The 17,415-nt window shown below is 68.6% G+C and carries 12 protein-coding genes; 8 read left to right on the forward strand and 4 right to left on the reverse strand.

Translation table 11 applies throughout. The annotated features are described in order from the left end of the window. The first annotated feature begins 272 nt into the window (after positions 1–272). The 4 genes from ABGB05_RS19560 (at position 273) to ABGB05_RS19575 (ending at position 5,283) form a co-directional block, all read left to right on the forward strand. Positions 273–1,793, forward strand: coding sequence for a SagB family peptide dehydrogenase (locus tag ABGB05_RS19560; RefSeq protein WP_347654868.1), 1,521 nt, complete (start codon positions 273–275; stop codon positions 1,791–1,793). Next, a complete protein-coding gene (locus ABGB05_RS19565) occupies positions 1,790–3,250 on the forward strand; it encodes an AMP-binding protein (protein ID WP_347654869.1) in 1,461 nt (486 codons plus the stop codon). The genes ABGB05_RS19560 and ABGB05_RS19565 overlap by 4 nt, the downstream gene beginning before the upstream one ends. Positions 3,251–3,313: 63 nt before the next feature. Then, the gene (locus ABGB05_RS19570) at positions 3,314–3,808 is read left to right on the forward strand and encodes a phosphopantetheine-binding protein (RefSeq protein WP_347654870.1); all 495 of its coding nucleotides are present in this window, start codon (positions 3,314–3,316) and stop codon (positions 3,806–3,808) included. Between the two features lie 83 nt (positions 3,809–3,891). Further along, positions 3,892–5,283, forward strand: a complete 1,392-nt coding sequence (locus ABGB05_RS19575; protein ID WP_347654871.1) for an AMP-binding protein — start codon at positions 3,892–3,894, stop codon at positions 5,281–5,283. A 103-nt stretch (positions 5,284–5,386) separates the two neighbouring features. Here ABGB05_RS19575 and ABGB05_RS19580 read toward each other — a convergent pair whose 3' ends face one another. Beyond that, positions 5,387–6,970, reverse strand: coding sequence for a hypothetical protein (locus ABGB05_RS19580; RefSeq protein ID WP_347654872.1), 1,584 nt, complete (start codon positions 6,968–6,970; stop codon positions 5,387–5,389). A 37-nt stretch (positions 6,971–7,007) separates the two neighbouring features. Here ABGB05_RS19580 and ABGB05_RS19585 point away from each other — a divergent pair, with 37 nt between their 5' ends. The 3 genes from ABGB05_RS19585 (at position 7,008) to ABGB05_RS19595 (ending at position 10,053) form a co-directional block, all read left to right on the forward strand. Then, positions 7,008–7,160: a hypothetical protein gene (locus tag ABGB05_RS19585; RefSeq protein ID WP_347654873.1), complete on the forward strand. Its 153-nt coding sequence runs from the start codon at positions 7,008–7,010 to the stop codon at positions 7,158–7,160. 242 nt (positions 7,161–7,402) lie between these two features. Next, positions 7,403–8,662, forward strand: coding sequence for a YcaO-like family protein (locus ABGB05_RS19590; RefSeq protein ID WP_347654874.1), 1,260 nt, complete (start codon positions 7,403–7,405; stop codon positions 8,660–8,662). After that, a complete protein-coding gene (locus ABGB05_RS19595; protein ID WP_347654875.1) occupies positions 8,659–10,053 on the forward strand; it encodes a TfuA-like protein in 1,395 nt (464 codons plus the stop codon). Before ABGB05_RS19590 ends, ABGB05_RS19595 begins: the two co-directional genes overlap by 4 nt. Before the next feature lie 70 nt (positions 10,054–10,123). Here ABGB05_RS19595 and ABGB05_RS19600 read toward each other — a convergent pair whose 3' ends face one another. The 3 genes from ABGB05_RS19600 to ABGB05_RS19610 all read right to left on the reverse strand — a co-directional run bounded on the left by ABGB05_RS19600 (position 10,124) and on the right by ABGB05_RS19610 (position 15,033). After that, a complete protein-coding gene (locus ABGB05_RS19600; protein WP_347654876.1) occupies positions 10,124–10,609 on the reverse strand; it encodes a GNAT family N-acetyltransferase in 486 nt (161 codons plus the stop codon). A gap of 75 nt (positions 10,610–10,684) precedes the next feature. Further along, positions 10,685–13,828, reverse strand: a complete 3,144-nt coding sequence (locus ABGB05_RS19605) for a tetratricopeptide repeat protein (protein WP_347654877.1) — start codon at positions 13,826–13,828, stop codon at positions 10,685–10,687. A 107-nt stretch (positions 13,829–13,935) separates the two neighbouring features. Further along, positions 13,936–15,033, reverse strand: coding sequence for a PHB depolymerase family esterase (locus tag ABGB05_RS19610; RefSeq protein ID WP_347654878.1), 1,098 nt, complete (start codon positions 15,031–15,033; stop codon positions 13,936–13,938). 330 nt (positions 15,034–15,363) lie between these two features. Between ABGB05_RS19610 and ABGB05_RS19615 the strand changes: the two genes are divergently transcribed. Next, positions 15,364–17,316 (forward strand): Xaa-Pro dipeptidyl-peptidase, encoded by a 1,953-nt coding sequence (locus ABGB05_RS19615; RefSeq protein ID WP_347654879.1) that lies wholly within the window; start codon positions 15,364–15,366, stop codon positions 17,314–17,316. Positions 17,317–17,415 lie beyond the last annotated feature (99 nt).

Genomic DNA, 17,415 nt, shown 5'->3' on the forward strand with positions numbered 1-17,415 from the left:
GGACCGTCCGTGGATGACCCGTCAACGGCGTACGGGGCCGCACCTGTTGGGTGGCGGCCAGGACGCCCCCCGGGTCGACGGCCGGGACGCCGCTCTGATGGGTCCTGTCGGGCCGCGGCCGCACTCCGGGACGAAGACGATGCCGGACGTACGGCCCTCGACCATCGCAGCCCGACCCCTACCCGTGAATGTGCACACCGCGTACTGTCGGCGCTAGTGACCGGGATGGCGCATTGGCATCACTACCCGGGCATCCACCGTGGAGGAAGTCTATGGCCGAGCTCGACGTCATGCTGTTCCCCGCAACGGACTGGGAAACGACCTCGACTCGGGCAAACGTCGCTTGGATTCTGGAAGACTGGGCGTCCGTCGTCCCATCGGGCGACGATTCTCTCATCGTGCGGCACCAGCAGGACGCCCTGATGCTGAGGTGGGTCCTGAGAGGATTGGATGCCGAGGCGTACCAGGTCCTCAAGACGCTCGGTGAACGACGAAGTGTCGGAAGCGTGGTCCGTGCCGCCGAGACGGCTGGGACAGGACCAGGCGAACGACTCGTCCGGGAACTGAACAGGCTGTTGTCGGGGCGAATCCTCAGGCTGAGTGTCGGTAGTCCCGGGAGCGATGCCCGGTTGACAGTGCGACCCGCGAGCCGGACGGCCCGGATGTCCCTGCCGCTCAGGATGCCTCGACGGCTGGTGCGACTCTCCAGGTACGTCACGGTGGGGCGTGCGTCCGACGCTCTGGAGGTTCGCAGCCCGATCCGCGGATTTGTGCTGCAGTCCCACGGACTCCCGATCGGGAACCTTCTCGATAAGACCGCGCATCGGGCGTGTGACCCGGAGGAACTGGTCGACGGTCTGCGGAGCGTGTCGCGGGAAGACGCCGTGAGCCTGCTTGCGGTGATGACCGCGACCGGGGTCCTGGGCGAAGTTGACGACCGTGGACTGCTCGCGGAGGACCAGGACGAGATATTGATCCAGCGGCAGCCGGCCGACGTCGCTTTTCACCACGCCAGTCGTCTGGGGCTCCATGTCGGGCCGTCGGGAGCGACCTTTCGGTTCGCCGGCTCGCTTCCGCCCACCCCGGCGTTGAGGGACGGTACCGCCCAGGCCCAGGAGTTGGTGAAACTCGACGGCCCGGGATCGTGGCTCGAGGCGGGCGAGGTCAGCTTCACCGAGGTGGTGGCCCGAAGGAGATCGGTTCGGGACCACGGGAGCGAACCCCTCACCGCGCGGCAGTTGGGAGAGTTTCTCTTCCGTGTCGCACGCGTGGGCCGCGTCATACCGGTCGAGGACGGCAACCCCAGAAGCTACGAGTGCAGTGAGCGTCCGTATCCGAGCGGCGGAGGGGCGTACGAAATTGAGTTGTATCTGGTGACAAGCCGGTGTGGAGGGCTCCGGAGGGGACTGTATCGCTACCGTCCGCTGGAACACGCGCTGGAACCTGTCGCGGCGTCGGCAGCACAGTGCAACATGCTCCTGGAAAACGCGCGAATGGCAACCGGTGCCAAAGAGTCGCCGCAGGTGCTGATCCTCATGGGAGCACGGTTCGCCCGGCTGAGCTGGAAATACGAGAACATGGCCTATGCGACCACATTGAAGAACGTCGGAGTCCTCTACGAGAGCATGTATCTGACAGCTGCGGCGATGGGCCTGGCGTGCTGCGCGGTCGGTAACAGTGACTCCGGCCTGTTTGCGCAGGCGACCGGTCTGCGGGTGGAAGAGGAGTCGTCGGTGGGGGAGTTGACTCTCGGAAGCCTGCCCGATCGAGACCGGGAAGGTGGAGAGGGGTGACCCTTGCCGCCGTCGATTTCGATCTTCGCCTGAAGGACCTGGGCGTCACCGGACGGGATCGGCAGGCCCTCGTCTTCGTGGAAGAGGGCCGCGCGATGTCGTATGACGAGCTGAACAGCGTGACCGAAGGGCTCAAGCACGAGCTGATGTCGGGGCTGTCCGAGCTCGGGCCCGCGTGCCTCCTGGTGGACAGCCCCGATGGGATCGGATCCTATCTGTTGCTGGTGGCGGCCCTCCGGTGCCCCGTGCCGGTCGCTCTCCGGTCACGGCTCGACGGGGACAGGACTGCCGAAAGCCTGCTGAGGGCTGGCATCGCCGTCCTGGACGCCTCGCAGATGGGCACGCTCCACGCGTTGTCGCCCGGACCTGGATGCGCCAGGGAGCAGGTGCCACCGCACGCCCTGATACTTCCGACCGGAGGGACCAGCGGGGAGGGCAGACGGGTCATCGACGTAAGAACGCGGATGGTGCCGTCTCAGCCCCGCCCGTTGCGATTGACGTCCGTTCTTGGTTGGCGCCCTCACCAGGTGCAGATGATGGCCAGCATTCCACCCCACGCGTCGTCGATGTCCTTCCTGGTGGAAGGTCTGGCGGATGGGAACACGATAGTTGTTCCAGCCGGTTTCCGGGCATCGGCGTTCCTGGAGCTGATAGACGAGCACCAGGTACGGTGGATACAGAGCACTCCGTTCCACCTGCGTATGATGCAGAAAGCCGACAACGGCAACGTAAGCCTGGGTTCCGTTCGCGCGCTGGTACACATGAGCGCGCGGTGTGCCGATGATCTCAAGCGATACTGGATTCAGCGACTCGGGCCCGAGAAGGTGTATGAGACCTACGGCAGCACCGAGGGCGTCGGCGTGACGGTGGTCGACGGGAACGAGTGGCTGGAGCGGCCGGGAACAGTCGGTAAGGGCTTTTTCACCAAAGTGAGGATCGTCGGTCCGAACGGGGAGACCGTTCCACCGGGCGTCCAGGGAACCGTGTATACGAGTGCTGGCAGGAGAGGTGCCCAGGTCTATCTCAACTCTCGTGGAGATGTGCGCCGGAGCGCGGACGGTTCGGTCAGTGTCGGGGATGAGGGATGGCTGGATCCGGAGGGCTACCTCTACCTGGCTCCACGCTCTCTGAGTCGGATCACGGTGGCGGGTGAGACCTTCGATGCCGAAGATCTCGAGAGTGTTCTCTGCGATCACCCGGATGTTGCCGACGCAGGCGTGTGCTCGGTGGAGAGAGGTGAGGACTGGGCCAGGGTGATCGCTCTTGTCGTGCCCGAGGGGGAAAGCCTGTCCGAGGCTGAGCTGCGGCTGTGGCTACGTTCGAGGGTAACCACGGCAATTGTGCCGCGACGGATTTTCCGCGTGGCCGCCCTCCCTCGGGACGGAGCGGGGAAGGTGTCGCGGCGGAGGTTGCAGGATCTGGGAGAACGGCTGGCGAGCACCGGGAGGAGCGAATAAATGTCGGTGGAGGGTGGCCACACGGTCCGGTGGATAGCGGACCTCCGTCAACATCCTCGGATAGTGGAAGCGGAAATGCTGCCATCCTCGGAGCCCCAGGTGGTAGTGATCGTCGTGCCGGAGGGATTTCGCGTGGGACCAGAGATTCGGCAGGACGTCCTCGACGTGGCCGAAGACCTTGAAACACCACTCGTGGTCGTCCCCACCTCCAACATCCCAAGGCGGTCCGATGGTTCCCTCGACCACGAGGCCGCCAGAAACCTGTACGTGAACTCCGGGTACAAGTTCACGTACCGGCGTCCGGGATCCCCCGAGGAGGAGGAGGTGCTGCGCATCGTGTCTGAACTGCTGGAAGAGTCACTCCCCGGGGTCGCCGTCAGTGTCACCGACGATCTGGCCTCGCTGGGCGGAGATTCGCTCACGGCGTTGGAGCTCTCCGACCGCATCCACAACACCTTCGGCGTGGTGTTGTCGGCCGCCGACCTGTACGGTGCGCAGTCACTGGCCGAGATCGCGGCAACGGTCCGGGACGCGAAAGGCCTGATGGGGGCCGGATAGTAGGCACTACGTCGGATGCCCGCGGGCGGGTTGGGTTGCCAGAGCTGATAGGCGGTGAGCCCGGGCAGCACGAAGAGGTGAACGTGGAAGAAGATCTCGATCTGCTGTCGACGCGGGACGACGGCGAGACCGCGGTTGTTGATGGCCGGGTGGGGAACCTGAGCGTCGCCGAGCTTCGCGCCCTCCGGGAGGAGTGGCGTCAGCGATTGCGGGCGGACAGGAAGGTCCTGGTGGAGATCGCCCGTCCCCGATCGCTCGACGGTCTCGGGGCCTATCTGGCGGCGCTGTCTCTGGGGCATGCCGTCCTGCTCGTCGACGGTGCGCCGCCAGGACTGGCATCCTCGTCCAGAGAGGCGTTCCGTCCCGACGTGTCCGTGAACAACGGGGCCGTCACCTGGTTGCCCTGGGCGAAAGCACGGACAAGTGATCTCCTCCTGCACCCGGCGCTGGCGATGGTGGTCTCTACTTCTGGTTCGGTGGGTGCCGCCAAGGCCGTCCGGCTCTCCTATGACAATCTCTCCGCCAACGCTCGGTCAATCGCCGAGGCAACCGGCATACGACCCGAAGAGCGAGCGGCAACGTCGCTTCCTGCGGATTATGCCTTCGGGCTCTCGATCATCAACTCGTATCTGATCTCGAACGGCGTTCTGGCGCTGACCGAATCGCCCCCCACGTCCAGGGGTTTCTGGTGGCAACTGGATCAGCTTGGCGCGTCCGCGGTCGGGCTACTTCCCACCACCTGCCGTCTGCTCCTGGCTCGGGGATGGAGTCCTCGAAGTCATCCCTCGTTGGAAAGGGTGCTCATAGCGGGCGGTCGGCTCGATCCGCCGGAGGCGAGGGTGATTGCCGACCTGATGAGGTCGGTCAACGGGCTGGTGAACATCATGTACGGGCAGGCGGAGGCAACGGCCCGGATTTCGGTGCTCGACACGACTTCGGCGTTGACGCATCCGGGGTCGGTGGGGCGCGTGGTGCCAGGCGGCAGAGTGGAGATCCTGGCTGAAGAGGAGACACCCGTACGGGACGGAGAGCGGGGAGAGATTGTCTACCGCGGACCTAACGTAATGCTCGGCTACGCGACCGCCCGAACGGATCTGGGTTTGGGTGACGTCCATCGGGGACGACTCCGGACCGGCGACCTCGGGTACCTGTCGAACGGGTTTCTGTACCTGACAGGCCGAGTCGACAGGCAGGTGAAGATCTTGGGCCGTCGGATCCAGCTCGACCAGATGGAAGGGCAGTTGAGAAGTGCACTGGACACCGAGGTGATGGTGATACCTCTCTCGGAGGAGATGATTGCCGTGTGTCATGAGGGCGGGGTTTCGGTCAGCGTCACGCCTGTGGTGGAACGGGTCGCGGGCCGTTGGGGGCTGCCTCGCGCATGCTTGCGCGTGCGAGAGATGCCGTTGCCGCGTCTGCACTCAGGGAAACTCGACTACCGTGGCATCAGTCTGCAACTGGCAGGGATCGGGTGATGGAGGCGTGCCGCAGCGAGGCGGTGGCTTGCGGCGCCGTCCGGAACCTGGCTCGTCACGCGTGAGTCTTCTCGGCACCCGGTCGACGGTTTGCGCGGGGTGACTATGTCCTGAGCGCCAGGCTGACGAGCCAGCCCTCGATGCGGCGAAAGATCTGCTCGACCTCGGTCGGTGAACACAACTGGGTGTCAACCAGAAAGTTCAACCGGACCGAACGGGGATCCAGGGTTACGTGCATGATGAACAGCCCACTGCTGTCCCGGGAATGGCTGGCTGCGCTCTCGAAGACGGCGGCCGCCTGCAGCTCACGCAGACGATCGGGGTCGAAACTCGGCGCAGCGGCAGGGGCTGGCAGATCGACGACGTTGAGGAAGAACTGGGGGAGTGTTTCTCCCATGCCCTTTCGTCTCAGGCGGTCAGCGACATCCAGCAGGTCGTAGATGTCGTATCGCGCCGTGGAGTAGGCCCTGAACGCTTCGGTGGCAGCTTCCTTGGCGAGGGCGGCCTGACTGCCACCCACGCCGGTCAGGAAGCACAGCCCCCACCCCATCAAGGTTTCGACAGCCACCTTGTCCTCGGCGGTGATCCTGTTGTTGAACGCGATCCGGACCGGGACGGAGGTCAGGTCGAACTCTTCGGCCACGACCTTCGCCATGCCTGCCAGGAGCAGCGCAGAGGGGGAAACCCTCAGCCGCGCGGCAAGCGTCGGTAGGGCCTCGCGCAGCACGAGGGAATCCAGGGCTCCCTTCCAGAAACGTGGCGACAACCCCGCCCGACGCGCGGCCGGCACGAGGGTCGCGCCTGTTTCCATCAATGCTCGCCACCGATCCACGTTGTGTGCCGACATTGCCTGACCGGCAGGCGAACCCTCCCATGCGGCCCTGTCCACCGGCTGTCTCCGCGGCGCCGGTGACGGCGCATCGCCCGCCAGCGACCTGGCCAGCTCCGTCGCCAGCAGGTCTGCGCCGGCGGCGTCGGTAGCCAGGTGAGACACGGCGAGTTCCACGGAGCGCACCCGGCCGCGGTGACATATGGCGCCGAATCGTACCGGCAGTCGTGTTTCGTGGTCGAAGGTGTGCCCTGCCACGTGGGTTTTGGCGGCGACCACCTCCTTTCCGTCCGATACGTCGAACATCAGTAGCGGAATCTTCACGGATCCAGCGACCCGCTGCCAGAGGTGGGCTGCGGGAGAACCGCCGAAGTAGGTGCGCAGCGCCTCGTGGCGACCGAGTAGCCCCTTGAGTGCTTCGGAGATTCGTCCTGAGTCGACACCCGGAGGTACCGGCACCGACCGCACCAGATTCTGTCGGTACGCCTCTTCGCCGGCGGCCTCGATGGCGACATACTGATTCCGCTGTCCCCACGTCATCCGTCCGTATCGCGGCGACAGGCCATCCAGCCGTACAACCGGCGCCGGTGCCATCTTCCGTCCCTTCCGCCCGATCCGACCATGATCGACCCGGGCCAGGCGCCGGGCAAGCGACACCGACTCCCGGACGCGCTGGTGAGGGCGCGGCGCTCTCGGGCAAACATGATCAGAACGGAGATTTCCCACATCGCCGGGGTCGTGCGCGAACACCGGTTCCGACCAGCCTTTCTCAAACGTTCGCCAACCGGTGCCAGTCTTCCGGTTGATCGATTCAGGACGTTCCGTTAGTCTACTTCCGGGCCATCCCACGAAGATCATGGATCATAGATCAACTTCAAGATTGGGGGCACCACGGATGAGCACCGAACTGCTCGAAATCGACAAGATCTCTGCCGACGATCGTCTCGACTCCCTCTTCGAGGAGAGCGTGGAGGGCGTCATCCCGGAGATCGAGATGGGCGCCTGCGCCTCCTCGGCCTGTCATTACTTCGACTCGCCGGAGGAGTAGTCCCAGGAGTTCCGGGTTCGACTGTCTGCGCCTTCCCGAGCCGTAGCTCGTTCGTCTGAGACGACGGAACCCAAGGGGACGCGGCTGTGAAGGTGAGTTGGGCGCGAAGCTGAGATCGTGGTCGGCGCGGGCTTCCTGCGCCGACCACGATTTAACTTTTTTCAACCCCCTCCGGTCCGTCGGGGCTGCAGGTGGAAGTCGGGGCGCATGCGCCGCGCGGTTCAGGTTGAAAAGGGTTCGTTGTGAACGTTTCCAAGAACAGGCTCGGGATGTCAAGGAACCTGGTTTCGGCGCGTGAGCATTCGGGGATTCCCGGGCAGAGACGAAGCATACTGTCCGAAACAAATCCGGTGATTAGGCTGCCTGGTACGCACCGGGCGAGGCTCCCCGAGGAGAGCTGGGCGATCATTCGGCCACTTCTCGACAGGTACGGCGTCACGAGAGTCGCCGATGTCACGCGGTTCGATGTCCTGGGTATCCCCGTGGTGTTGGCGATCCGCCCTCTCGCCAGGACATTCACGATCTCCCACGGTAAGGGGCATACTCCCCTGCTCGCGCGGCTCTCGGCGGTCATGGAGTCGGTGGAACTGTGGCATGCCGAGAACGCGTGCCCTCCGCCTGTCATCCGCAATACCAGCGCGGAGGATCTGCGGCTGCCCTATGAGCTGGGCGAGCTGCAACAGTACCGCGGCAGTCTGTTGAGCGACAGAACTCCCTTGGACTGGGTTGAGGCGTCCACCGTCGCCGGAGACATCAGGTGCCCGGTGCCACGACACTACGTGCAACTCGGCGCCGAGGTTGTCGACACCTGGTCGCCTCCGATGTTGCGACCTTCGAGCAACGGCTTGGCGAGTGGCAACAACTTCGCCGAGGCCGCGCTACACGGACTGTACGAGATGATCGAGCGCGACAGTGTCGCGAGTCTGCGGTCGGTACCGGCCGAAGGTCGCGACTATCTGGATCTCGGCACCGTCGATAACAACGGCGTCGGCGATCTTCTCGGCATGATCCGGAAAGCGGACATGCACGTGGAGGTGCTCGTGGTCCGGGGCAGGTGGCCATTCAGTACGTTCGTCGCATACCTCTGGGATGGAAGTCGCAGAGTGTCGGCGGGGTCTGGCGTCCACAGTGATCCCGCGATCGGCCTGTCCCGTGCCCTCACGGAGGCCGCGCAGAGCCGTCTGGTGGCAATCACCGGCGCTCATGATGACTTGAGCCTCGCCTGGCGGGGCGCGGTTGAGGTCCGACCGTCAGAAGTCCGGGTCTTCCGGCCCACGATGGACTGGACGACGGCGAGGGAGTCAGGCCCGTCGTTCCGCGACCTGACCGCCGAGCTGGTCTGGCTGGATGATCTGGTCCGGTCGACGACCGGGTTCGCGCCCCTGTATGTTGATCTCAGCACCCATGACGCCATCTCCGTCGTGAAAGTGGTTGCCGCCGGCCTGTCGTTCGAGGCGCGCCATTCCATTCCGCGGAATGCCTCCGTGGGAGTCGGTCGATGAGCGTACATGTCTACGTGGGCCCGACGATTCCGCAAGCGGAGGTCCGGCAGAGGCTGCCCGTCGCGGAGTTGCATCCACCGGTGGCCCACGGAGATCTGCTCCGGATACGACCGTGCCGTGGCGACGTCGTACTCATCATTGACGGCGACTTCCACGATCGGCTGCCCGTCCGGAACCAGGAGATATTGATGCTTCTCCAGGAGGGGATCCAGGTCGTCGGTGCGGCGGGGATGGGTGCCTTGAGGGCAGCCGAACTCCGCACCTACGGCATGATCGGGATCGGCGCCGTTTTCGAGATGTACCGGGACGGGACCGTCGACGGCGATGACGAGGTCGCTGTCCGGTACGGAGGCGGAAACGTGGGATACGAACCCCGTTCGGAATCATTGATCAACATGCGGTGCCTTCTGCGGGCTGCGGTTGACGAGGGCGCCATGAGCGCGGCGGAGAGCGCCCGCGTCAGTCAGGTTGCGGAGTCCGTCCGTCTCTTCGACAGGTCATGGACCCTGGTCGAGGCCCGCTTGGCGAGCGCGTCGACCGACGGGACCGAAGATCTGTTGCGGCGGTTGCGGGATCTGGTCCGTGCCGACGGAAAGGGCACCCAGTTCCGGGACGCCCTGCAGGCGCTCGATTTCGTCGCTGGTCCTGAGCTTGCCGCGCCCACGCCCACCGAAGACCCGGATCTGGTGGAGCGCGTTCCGGTGACGCCGTATGTCCGGACATGGGTCGACCAGAATCGGATCCGCGTGGTTGACGGCGAGTCGGTCGACGACGTCAGCGTGCTCAGGTTTCTCCAACTCTACGACCCTGCTTTTCCCGCGCGGTGGGCGTTGTACGCCATGGGGGTGATCGCTGACGGTTCGCCCAGGACACACCCCGTGGCGGACGACGTCAGGAGGCAGCTCGAGGACTCTTGTTCCGCGCGAGCCGTCGAGCGTCTCGGCGGAACACTCCTGGAGAAATCGGTGCAGCAGTACTGGCTGGCCGGGTCGGAGTTGTCCCTCCCCGAGCGGGACAAGCTGCTACGGGTTCTGGTGCGCTCCTACCGCGCTCCCGGCGGGGCACCGATACACGGGTGCCCGCGGCTGTTCACCCGACCCGCCGCCCTCTGGTCCAAGGCATCCGACCGTGTCGCGCAGTGCCGGAAAGAAAACCGGCGGGTAGCCGAGTTGTCCCCTCGCTACTCCGTGCAGAGGCTCAAGCGAGAGCGGGTGCTGGGCCATTTCGCCCGGACCTGGGGAGTCGAGAACGCGCGAGACGCGCTGCTTGCCGCAGCGCGAGATCGTGCGATCACGTCACTGGATCAACTCCACACGTACGGCCGGGAGATGATGCTCCCCTTCCTGGACTGGGATGCCGAGGACGTAGCGCGCGCACTGTCGCCCACCTAGGTCCTCTGTCGGAGATCGTCGGCATCCCCGACCGGTCCGGCCAGCCATGGTCCCAGGGTCTGCCCGGAGTTCAGAACTGGTGGTACATGACATGTAGCCCGACCCGGCCCAGGGTGGGATGGGCGAACGCGCCGGGTACCGTGCCGACGACCTGGAAGCCGAGCCGCCGGTAGACGGCGACCGCCGCCTGGTTCGACTCGGCGACGGCGTTGAACTGCATGCCCGCGTACCCGCGCTCCCGGGCCCAGTCGAGCGCGAACCGGCAGAGTGCCGTCCCGACCCCACGGCCCCGGGCCCCGGCGGCGACCATGAAGCTGGCGGTCGAGACGTGCGCCCCGGGCCCGGGCCGGTTCGTTCCCATCCTGGCGGTGCCGACGATCCGGCCGTCCTCGACGGCGACCACGGTCAGCTCCGGCGGCTCCGCCACCCAGATCCGGTACGCCTGCTCGGCGGTCATCGCGGGGTCGTAGGCGAAGGTGTCGGCCGCCCGTACGACGTCACGGACGATCGGCCACACCTGGGACCAGTCGTCCTCGGCGAACTCGTGGATCTGCACGGCGCGACGATAGACCCGGCGAGGTGCCACCGCGAGCTGATTTGTGGCCCGTCGAGGTGCCGCAGTGAGCTGTGGTCAGGGCCGGCGGGCCGGCCCGACGACCGTGACGAGGGTGGTCGGAGCGGGACGCGGCGCCCCCGGATCCGTCCGGTCCAGGCCGGCCCGGGCCCGGTCCTGCTCGTCGCGGTCCCCGGTCTCGGCTGCGATGCGCAGCGCCGCGCTGTGCGACCGGAGCGCCTCGGCGGGATGCCCCGCACCCCGGTACGCCTCGCCGAGGCTGTTCAGCACACTCGCCTCGCCGTACCGGTGACCGGTCTGCCGGAACAGTCGCAGGGCCTGGTCGAGTTCCTCGAGCGCCAGGTCGTGGCGGCCCGTCCCGCTGTGCAGCCGGCCCAGGTTGGACAGCGCGGTCGCCTCGCCGTCCTGGTGCCCGGCCTCCCGGAACAGCGTCGCCGCCCGGGTCAGCCCGGCCGCCGCCTCCCGGTGACGGCCGAGTACCCGCTGCACGTCACCGAGGTTGCACAGTCCGATCGCCTCGCCGATCCGGTCGCCGAGGGCGCGGAACAGCTCCAGGGACCGGCCGAGGTGCTCGGCCGCCTCGGGGTACCGGTCGAGTTCGGTGCAAACGTTGCCGAGGTTGGTCAGGGCGCCGGCCTCCCCGTACCGGTCGCCGAGTTGGCGGTAGAGGTCGAGGGCGGCGAGCTGGTGGGTGACCGCCGGACCGGGCTGACCCAGTCGCTCGTGGACGATGCCGAGGTTGGACCGGGTACGCGCCTGGCCGTACCGGTCCCCGCCACGCTCGTGCATCAGCAGGGCACGCTCGAGGTGTTCGAAGGCCTCGGGGTAGCGGCCCCGGAGGCGGTGCACCGCGCCGAGGTTGGTCAGCGCGTGCGCCTCGCCGCCCTCGTCGCCGGTGAGCCGGGCGGCGTGCAGGGCCTGCGTGTGGATGTCGAGGGCGTCCAGGTGGTGCCCGCTCTCCAGATAGCGGTAGAGCGTGCTGGAGAGGAGTACCGGGTACGCCGGCCAGCCGTGCGTCGCCGCGTACCGGCAGAGGGCCACCAGGGTGCCCCGCTCCGCGTCCAGCCAGACGGTGGCCGCCGTACGGTCGTCGAAGACCGCGACCGGCACCGGCTCGGCCGGCCGGGGCGGCGGCGGACGGTGGTGCCGTTCCGCCGGATGGCACACGTCCATCGCGGCGGCGACGCTGGCCAGGTGGTGGTCGAGCAGCCGGGTGACGGCGGCCTGCCGGTCCGGTGCCGGATCCTCGGCCTGACAGACCTGCCCCGCGTACGCCCGCAGCAGGTCGTGCATGCCCCAGTGGCACCGCCCGACGGGCTGGACCAGGTGCACCCGGGCCAGTACCGCGAGCGCCTCCCCGGTCCGGTCGACGTCGAGCCCGGCGAGCGCGGCGGCCGCCGGCAGCCCGACGTCGGTGCCGGGATGCAGACCGAGCCGCCGGAACACCAGCGCCTCGGCGGGTGGCAGCTGCTGGTACGACCAGGAGAAGACGGTCTGGACGGCGGCCCGGGGGTCACCGCCGACGTCCAGCAGCCGTACCCGTCGACGCAGGTCGGCCAGTTCCTCCACCAGGTCGGCGAGCCGGTCGTCGGGTCGGGAACCGGCGAGTTCGGCGGCGACCCGCAGCGCCAGCGGCAGTCGGGCACACTGCCCGGCGAGGGTGGTCAGCGCCGCCGGTTCGGCGTCCGCACGGGCACCGATCAGCAGCCGCAGGAGTCGGCCGGTGTCGGCGGGCGGGAGCGGCGCCAGGGTCACCCGGCGGGCACCGTGCAGCGCGACCAGGCCGGCCAGACTGTCCCGGCTGGTGACCAGGGCCATGGCTGACGCGGTACCGGGCAGCAGCGGGCGGATCTGGTCGACCGAGGCGGCGTTGTCGAGCAGGACGAGGACCGACCGGTCGGTGAGTTCGGTCCGGTACCGGGCGGCCCGTTCGTCGACCTCGAGCGGAATGTCGTGGTTGGCCACCCCGAGCCCGCTGAGCAGTCTGGCCAGGGCGTCACCGGCGGACATCGGGGGCCCGTCGTCGTGACCACGCAGGTTGACGTAGAGCTGCCCGTCCGGGAACCGGGCCCGCAGTCGGTGCGCCCAGTGCACGGCCAGCGCCGTCTTGCCGACTCCGGCGGTGCCGCAGACCGCCGCGACGAGAACGGGTCGGGGTTGGCGGGCCGACGGGTCGGTGTCGTGGGCCAGGTGCGGATCGCCGCCACCGCCCGGGTTGTCGTCCGGTCCGGCGGACCGGGGTGGGGAGAGCAGTTCGTCGAGCAGCCGGAGTTCGGCCTGGCGGCCGGTGAAGCCGTACACGTCGGCGGGAAGCTGGGCCGGCACCACGGGCGGCGCCGCTGCCGTCGTACCGTCCGGGCGGGCTGCCGGGGTCGCGGCCGGCGGCTCCGGGGCCGCGCCGACCGGCACCTGCCGCGCCGCCGCCGGCGGCGGTTTCGTGGCAGCCGGGTCGGTCAGCAGGGCCGCGTGGGCAGCTGCCAGGACCGGCCCCGGATCGACCCCGAGTTCGTCGGCGAGCCGGGCCCGGACCGCCTGGTAGGCGGCGAACGCCTGGGCCCGCTGCCCGACCGCCTGGTACGCCCGGATCAGTCGTGCCTGGGTCGCCTCGTCGAAGGGCTGGCTGGTCGCGGCCTCCTCGACCATCGGCAGCACCTCGGCCCCGGCTCCGATCTCGAGCATCGCGTCGCAGTACCGGGCCTGCGCCGCCTGCCGCTCCGCGAGCAGTGCCAGCACCTTCGGATGGCCGGCCAGCACGGGTACGTCGGCCAGCGGTCCGCCCTGCCAGAGCCGCAGTGCCTGCTCCGACAGGCTGGCCACCCGGCCCGGGTCGGGCTTCCGCGCGGCGGCAAGGGCCGCGCCGGCCAGGGCCCGGAACCGGGCCAGGTCCACCTCGTCGTCGGCGACCCGCAGGGCGTAGCCGTCACCGACCGACGGCAGCAGCCGACTCGGCGCGTGCGGGCGGCGGTCCGGCTCCAACCGCTGACGCAGGTGCTTGACGTGGGTCTGTAGGACGTTCGTCGCGCTCGCCGGTGGCTGGTCGCCCCAGAGGGCGTCGACCAGTTCGGCCCGGGCGAGCGGGTGCCCCCGGGCCAGGACCAGCAACCCGAGTACGGCCCGACGACCGGCCGGACCCAGGTCCAACTCGTGGTCGTGGCGCCAGACGCGGACCGGACCGAGTACCTGGATCCGCACACCCCGCACGGCCACCTCCCGTCGCGCGGGTCCATGCTGACATGCCGATCCATGGTCGTCTACGTTCAGTCCCTCCGGTCGGACCGCGACCCGTCCACGTCCAGTCCCCGTCCCGGCTAGCCGTCGGCGCGGCGGATCATGTTCATGACCGTCTCGAGCTGCGGCCCGCCCTTGATCGGGTAGCTGGTGGCGCCGAGGTAGCCCCACCAGTCCCAGCAGCCGTTCGGGTTGACGGCGGAGGCGCTCGCCTGCGGGTAGAGCACCACCATGTTGTTGGTGTCCGCGTACTGGTTGAGGTTCGCCCGGTCGACGAAGGCGGTACCGACCGAGGAATATCCCTGCAGGCACCCGTGCAGCGCCACCAGCAGCCGGCAGGACTGCCCGGCGGCACAGGCGGACGGCACGTAGACGAACCCCGTACCACCCATGCTGAGCGTGGCGGCGCTGCCGGTGGTGGCGAAGGTGCTCTGGTTGAAGCTGACCAGCGAGCCGCCGAGCGGGCCGGTGTTCGGTGCGCTGACCGAGCCGAGGAGCTTGCGCAGCAGGGCGTTCTGCGGATCGGTTCCGCAGTTGTTCAGGTACGGCGACGCGGTGACCGAGCAGCCGCCGGTGCCGTACGGGCTCACCCAGGCGTGTCCGGCCGACGAGCCGCTGTCGTACTGCACACTGGCGCCGAAGTCCTGGAAGTAGCGGACCAGGTCGTCGGTGACGGACTTCCGGATGGTGGTGTCGCTGTTGCCGTGGAAGACGTACACCGGTCGGCCGGAGAGGTTACGGACCGGGTCGATCCAGCCGTACGAGGCCCAGGTCCGGGTGTAGGTCTCCAGGGTGGGCAGGTACGTCGGCCAGATGTTGTCCATGCAGCCGTAGAGCGACTGGGCGACGTTGTTCTGCGCGCAGTAGTACGGTCCGGCGGTGAAGAGGGCGGCGCCCCGGATCTGGCCGGAGTAGGCGACCTGCAACTGGGTCGCGAGGTAGGCGCCGGCGGAGACGCCGGCGACGTACACGGCGGAGATGTTGTACCTGCCGAGCGATCCGGCGACCGGGGCCTTCGGGTAGGGCGCCGCGGCCGCGGCCGCGGTCGTCGCCGTGTTCGGGGTCCCGGCTGGACCGGCCTCGGACGCCGCCGCGACCGGGCTGGCGACGGACGGGGTCGCGGCGGCGAGCAGCAGTACCGCCGTCGCGGCGACGGCGGTGCGGGTCAGGAACCTCATGACGGCCTCCCTCACACGCCGGCACGGACGGTGGTGGGGCGCGGCGTGCGCCGAGGTTAGTGGGGTGGGTCCGGCGGGTGGTATCCCTGCGCGGGACATGGATCGACGCGCGGACATGTCGGTCGTCGCCAGCAACCGGCGGTCCGGCCCGCCGGCCCCCTCGGACACGGCCGTCGGCGCGGCTCGTCGATCATCCCGCCACCATCATCCCCTCGACGGTATTTCTGTACGCCGGGGAATCGATGCGGTGGAATGGGTGGGCCACGGCCGACACCTCGGGAAGGGCTGCCCATGCGGATCACCCCACCGTCCAGATCGGTCCCGGCCCGAATGGTCGGCGTTGCCGTGCTGGCGGCCACCGTACTCACGGTGACCGCGGTCGCGCCCGCTCCCGCCGCCGCACACGGCGCCCGGCCGGTCCCGCATGTCGTCGGCACCGGCACCGTTCCGGTCTACTCCTACGCCGAGGCGATCCGGGAGAGCGTCTGGGTGGAGGCGCCGATGGACTCCGACGGCGACGGCGTCCGCGACCGGATCGCCGTCGACCTGGTACGTCCCCGGGAGGCGGCGGCGGCCGGCGTCAGGGTACCGGTGATCATGGATGCCTCGCCGTACTACCAGTGCTGCGGTCGGGGCAACGAGAGCGAGGTCAAGCGGTACGACGCCAACGGGCTGATCACCTCGTTCCCGCTCTTCTACGACAACTACTTCGTGCCCCGTGGCTACGCCTTCGCCGCGGTTGACCTCAGCGGTACCAGCCGCTCGACCGGTTGCGAGGACGTCGGCGGCCGGGCCGAGGTCACCGGCGCCAAAGCGGTGATCGACTGGCTGAACGGCCGGGCCCGGGGCTTCACCGCCGACGGCACCCCGGTCCAGGCCACCGGCTGGACGACCGGCAGGGTCGGCATGATCGGCAAGTCTTGGGACGGCTCGGTCGCCAACGGGGTCGCCGCGACCGGCGTGCCGGGGCTGGCCACCATCGTGCCGATCTCGGCCATCTCCAGCTGGTACGGCTACCAACGCTTCAACGGCGTGCTCCGGGCCAGCGACTACCCCGCCTACCTGCACTCGTACGTGAACGGACGCCCGGCTGAGGCGTGCGCGGCGACCCTGGCCCGGCTGCGCGCGGACAGTGCCGAGGAGACCGGCGACTACAACGCCTACTGGGCCGAGCGGGACTACCGGACGGCGGCGGGCCGGGTACGGGCCAGCGTTTTTATGGTACACGGAATCAACGACCTGAACGTGCCGACCTCCCAGTTCGCGCTCTGGTGGGAGGCGCTGGCCGAGCGGGGCGTACCGCGCCGGATCTGGATCCACCAGACCGGTCACGAGGACCCGTTCGACGTACGCCGGGCGGAGTGGGTGCGGACCCTGCACCGCTGGTTCGACCACTGGCTCCAGGGGCTGCGCAACGGTGTCCAGTGGGAGGACAGGGCGAGCATCGAAACCAGTCCCGGTGTCTGGCGCGACGAGCCGGACTGGCCGGCCAGGGGAGCACGGCCGGTACGGGTCGCCCTCGGCGGCGGTGACGGCACCACCGGCACCATCGGCGGTCGGGGTGCCCGCCCCGGCACCGTCTTCTCCTACACCGACGAGTCGTTGGGCGAGGACGAACTGGTCACCGATCCGAACACCGCCCGGGCCGGACGGCTCGCCTTCCTGTCCGGCCCGCTGACCGGCCCGCTGCGGATCTCCGGCAGCCCGTCGGTCCGGCTGCGGATCCGGGTCGACCGGCCCACCACGGAACTCACCGCCCGCCTGGTTGACTACGGCACCGCCACCCGGATCAACCACTTCGCCTCGGAGGGCGTACGGACGCTGAGCACCGAGTCGTGCTGGGGTGAGGCCAGCCCCACCGACGACGGCTGTTACCGGGACACCGCCGAGATCACCGCGACCGGCGACCACGCGGTGCTGACCAGGGGATGGCTGGACGCGGCGCACCACACCTCGCTGCGGTTCACCACACCCCTGCGTCCGGGCCGCTGGTACACCGTCGACATTCCGCTCGACGCGTACGAGGCGGTGGTGCCGGCCGGGCACTCGCTCGGGCTGGTGCTCGGGCAGTCCGACCCGGAGTTCACCAACGTCGACGACCGGGACGCCACGGTCGACGTCGACCTGGCTGCCAGCCGGCTGACCCTGCCGGCCGTGGGTCGGGTGAGCCTGCCCGCCGTGACGGTCGCGCCGCAGGTCCGTACGGAGTCGACCGCGACGATCCGGTCGGATCCGGTGGATCCGCGTCGGGTCCCGGACCGGGGCCGGTCGACCCGCGACTGACCGTGCGGCCGGCGCCGGTCGCGTCCCGCGCCACCCAGCGAGTACGCGTGCTCGCGTCCGCGTCCCGGATGCTGCCCAGCTCAGGCCGACGGAGCCCTG

Source organism: Plantactinospora sp. B5E13 (assembly GCF_039871775.1).
GTDB lineage: Bacteria > Actinomycetota > Actinomycetes > Mycobacteriales > Micromonosporaceae > Plantactinospora.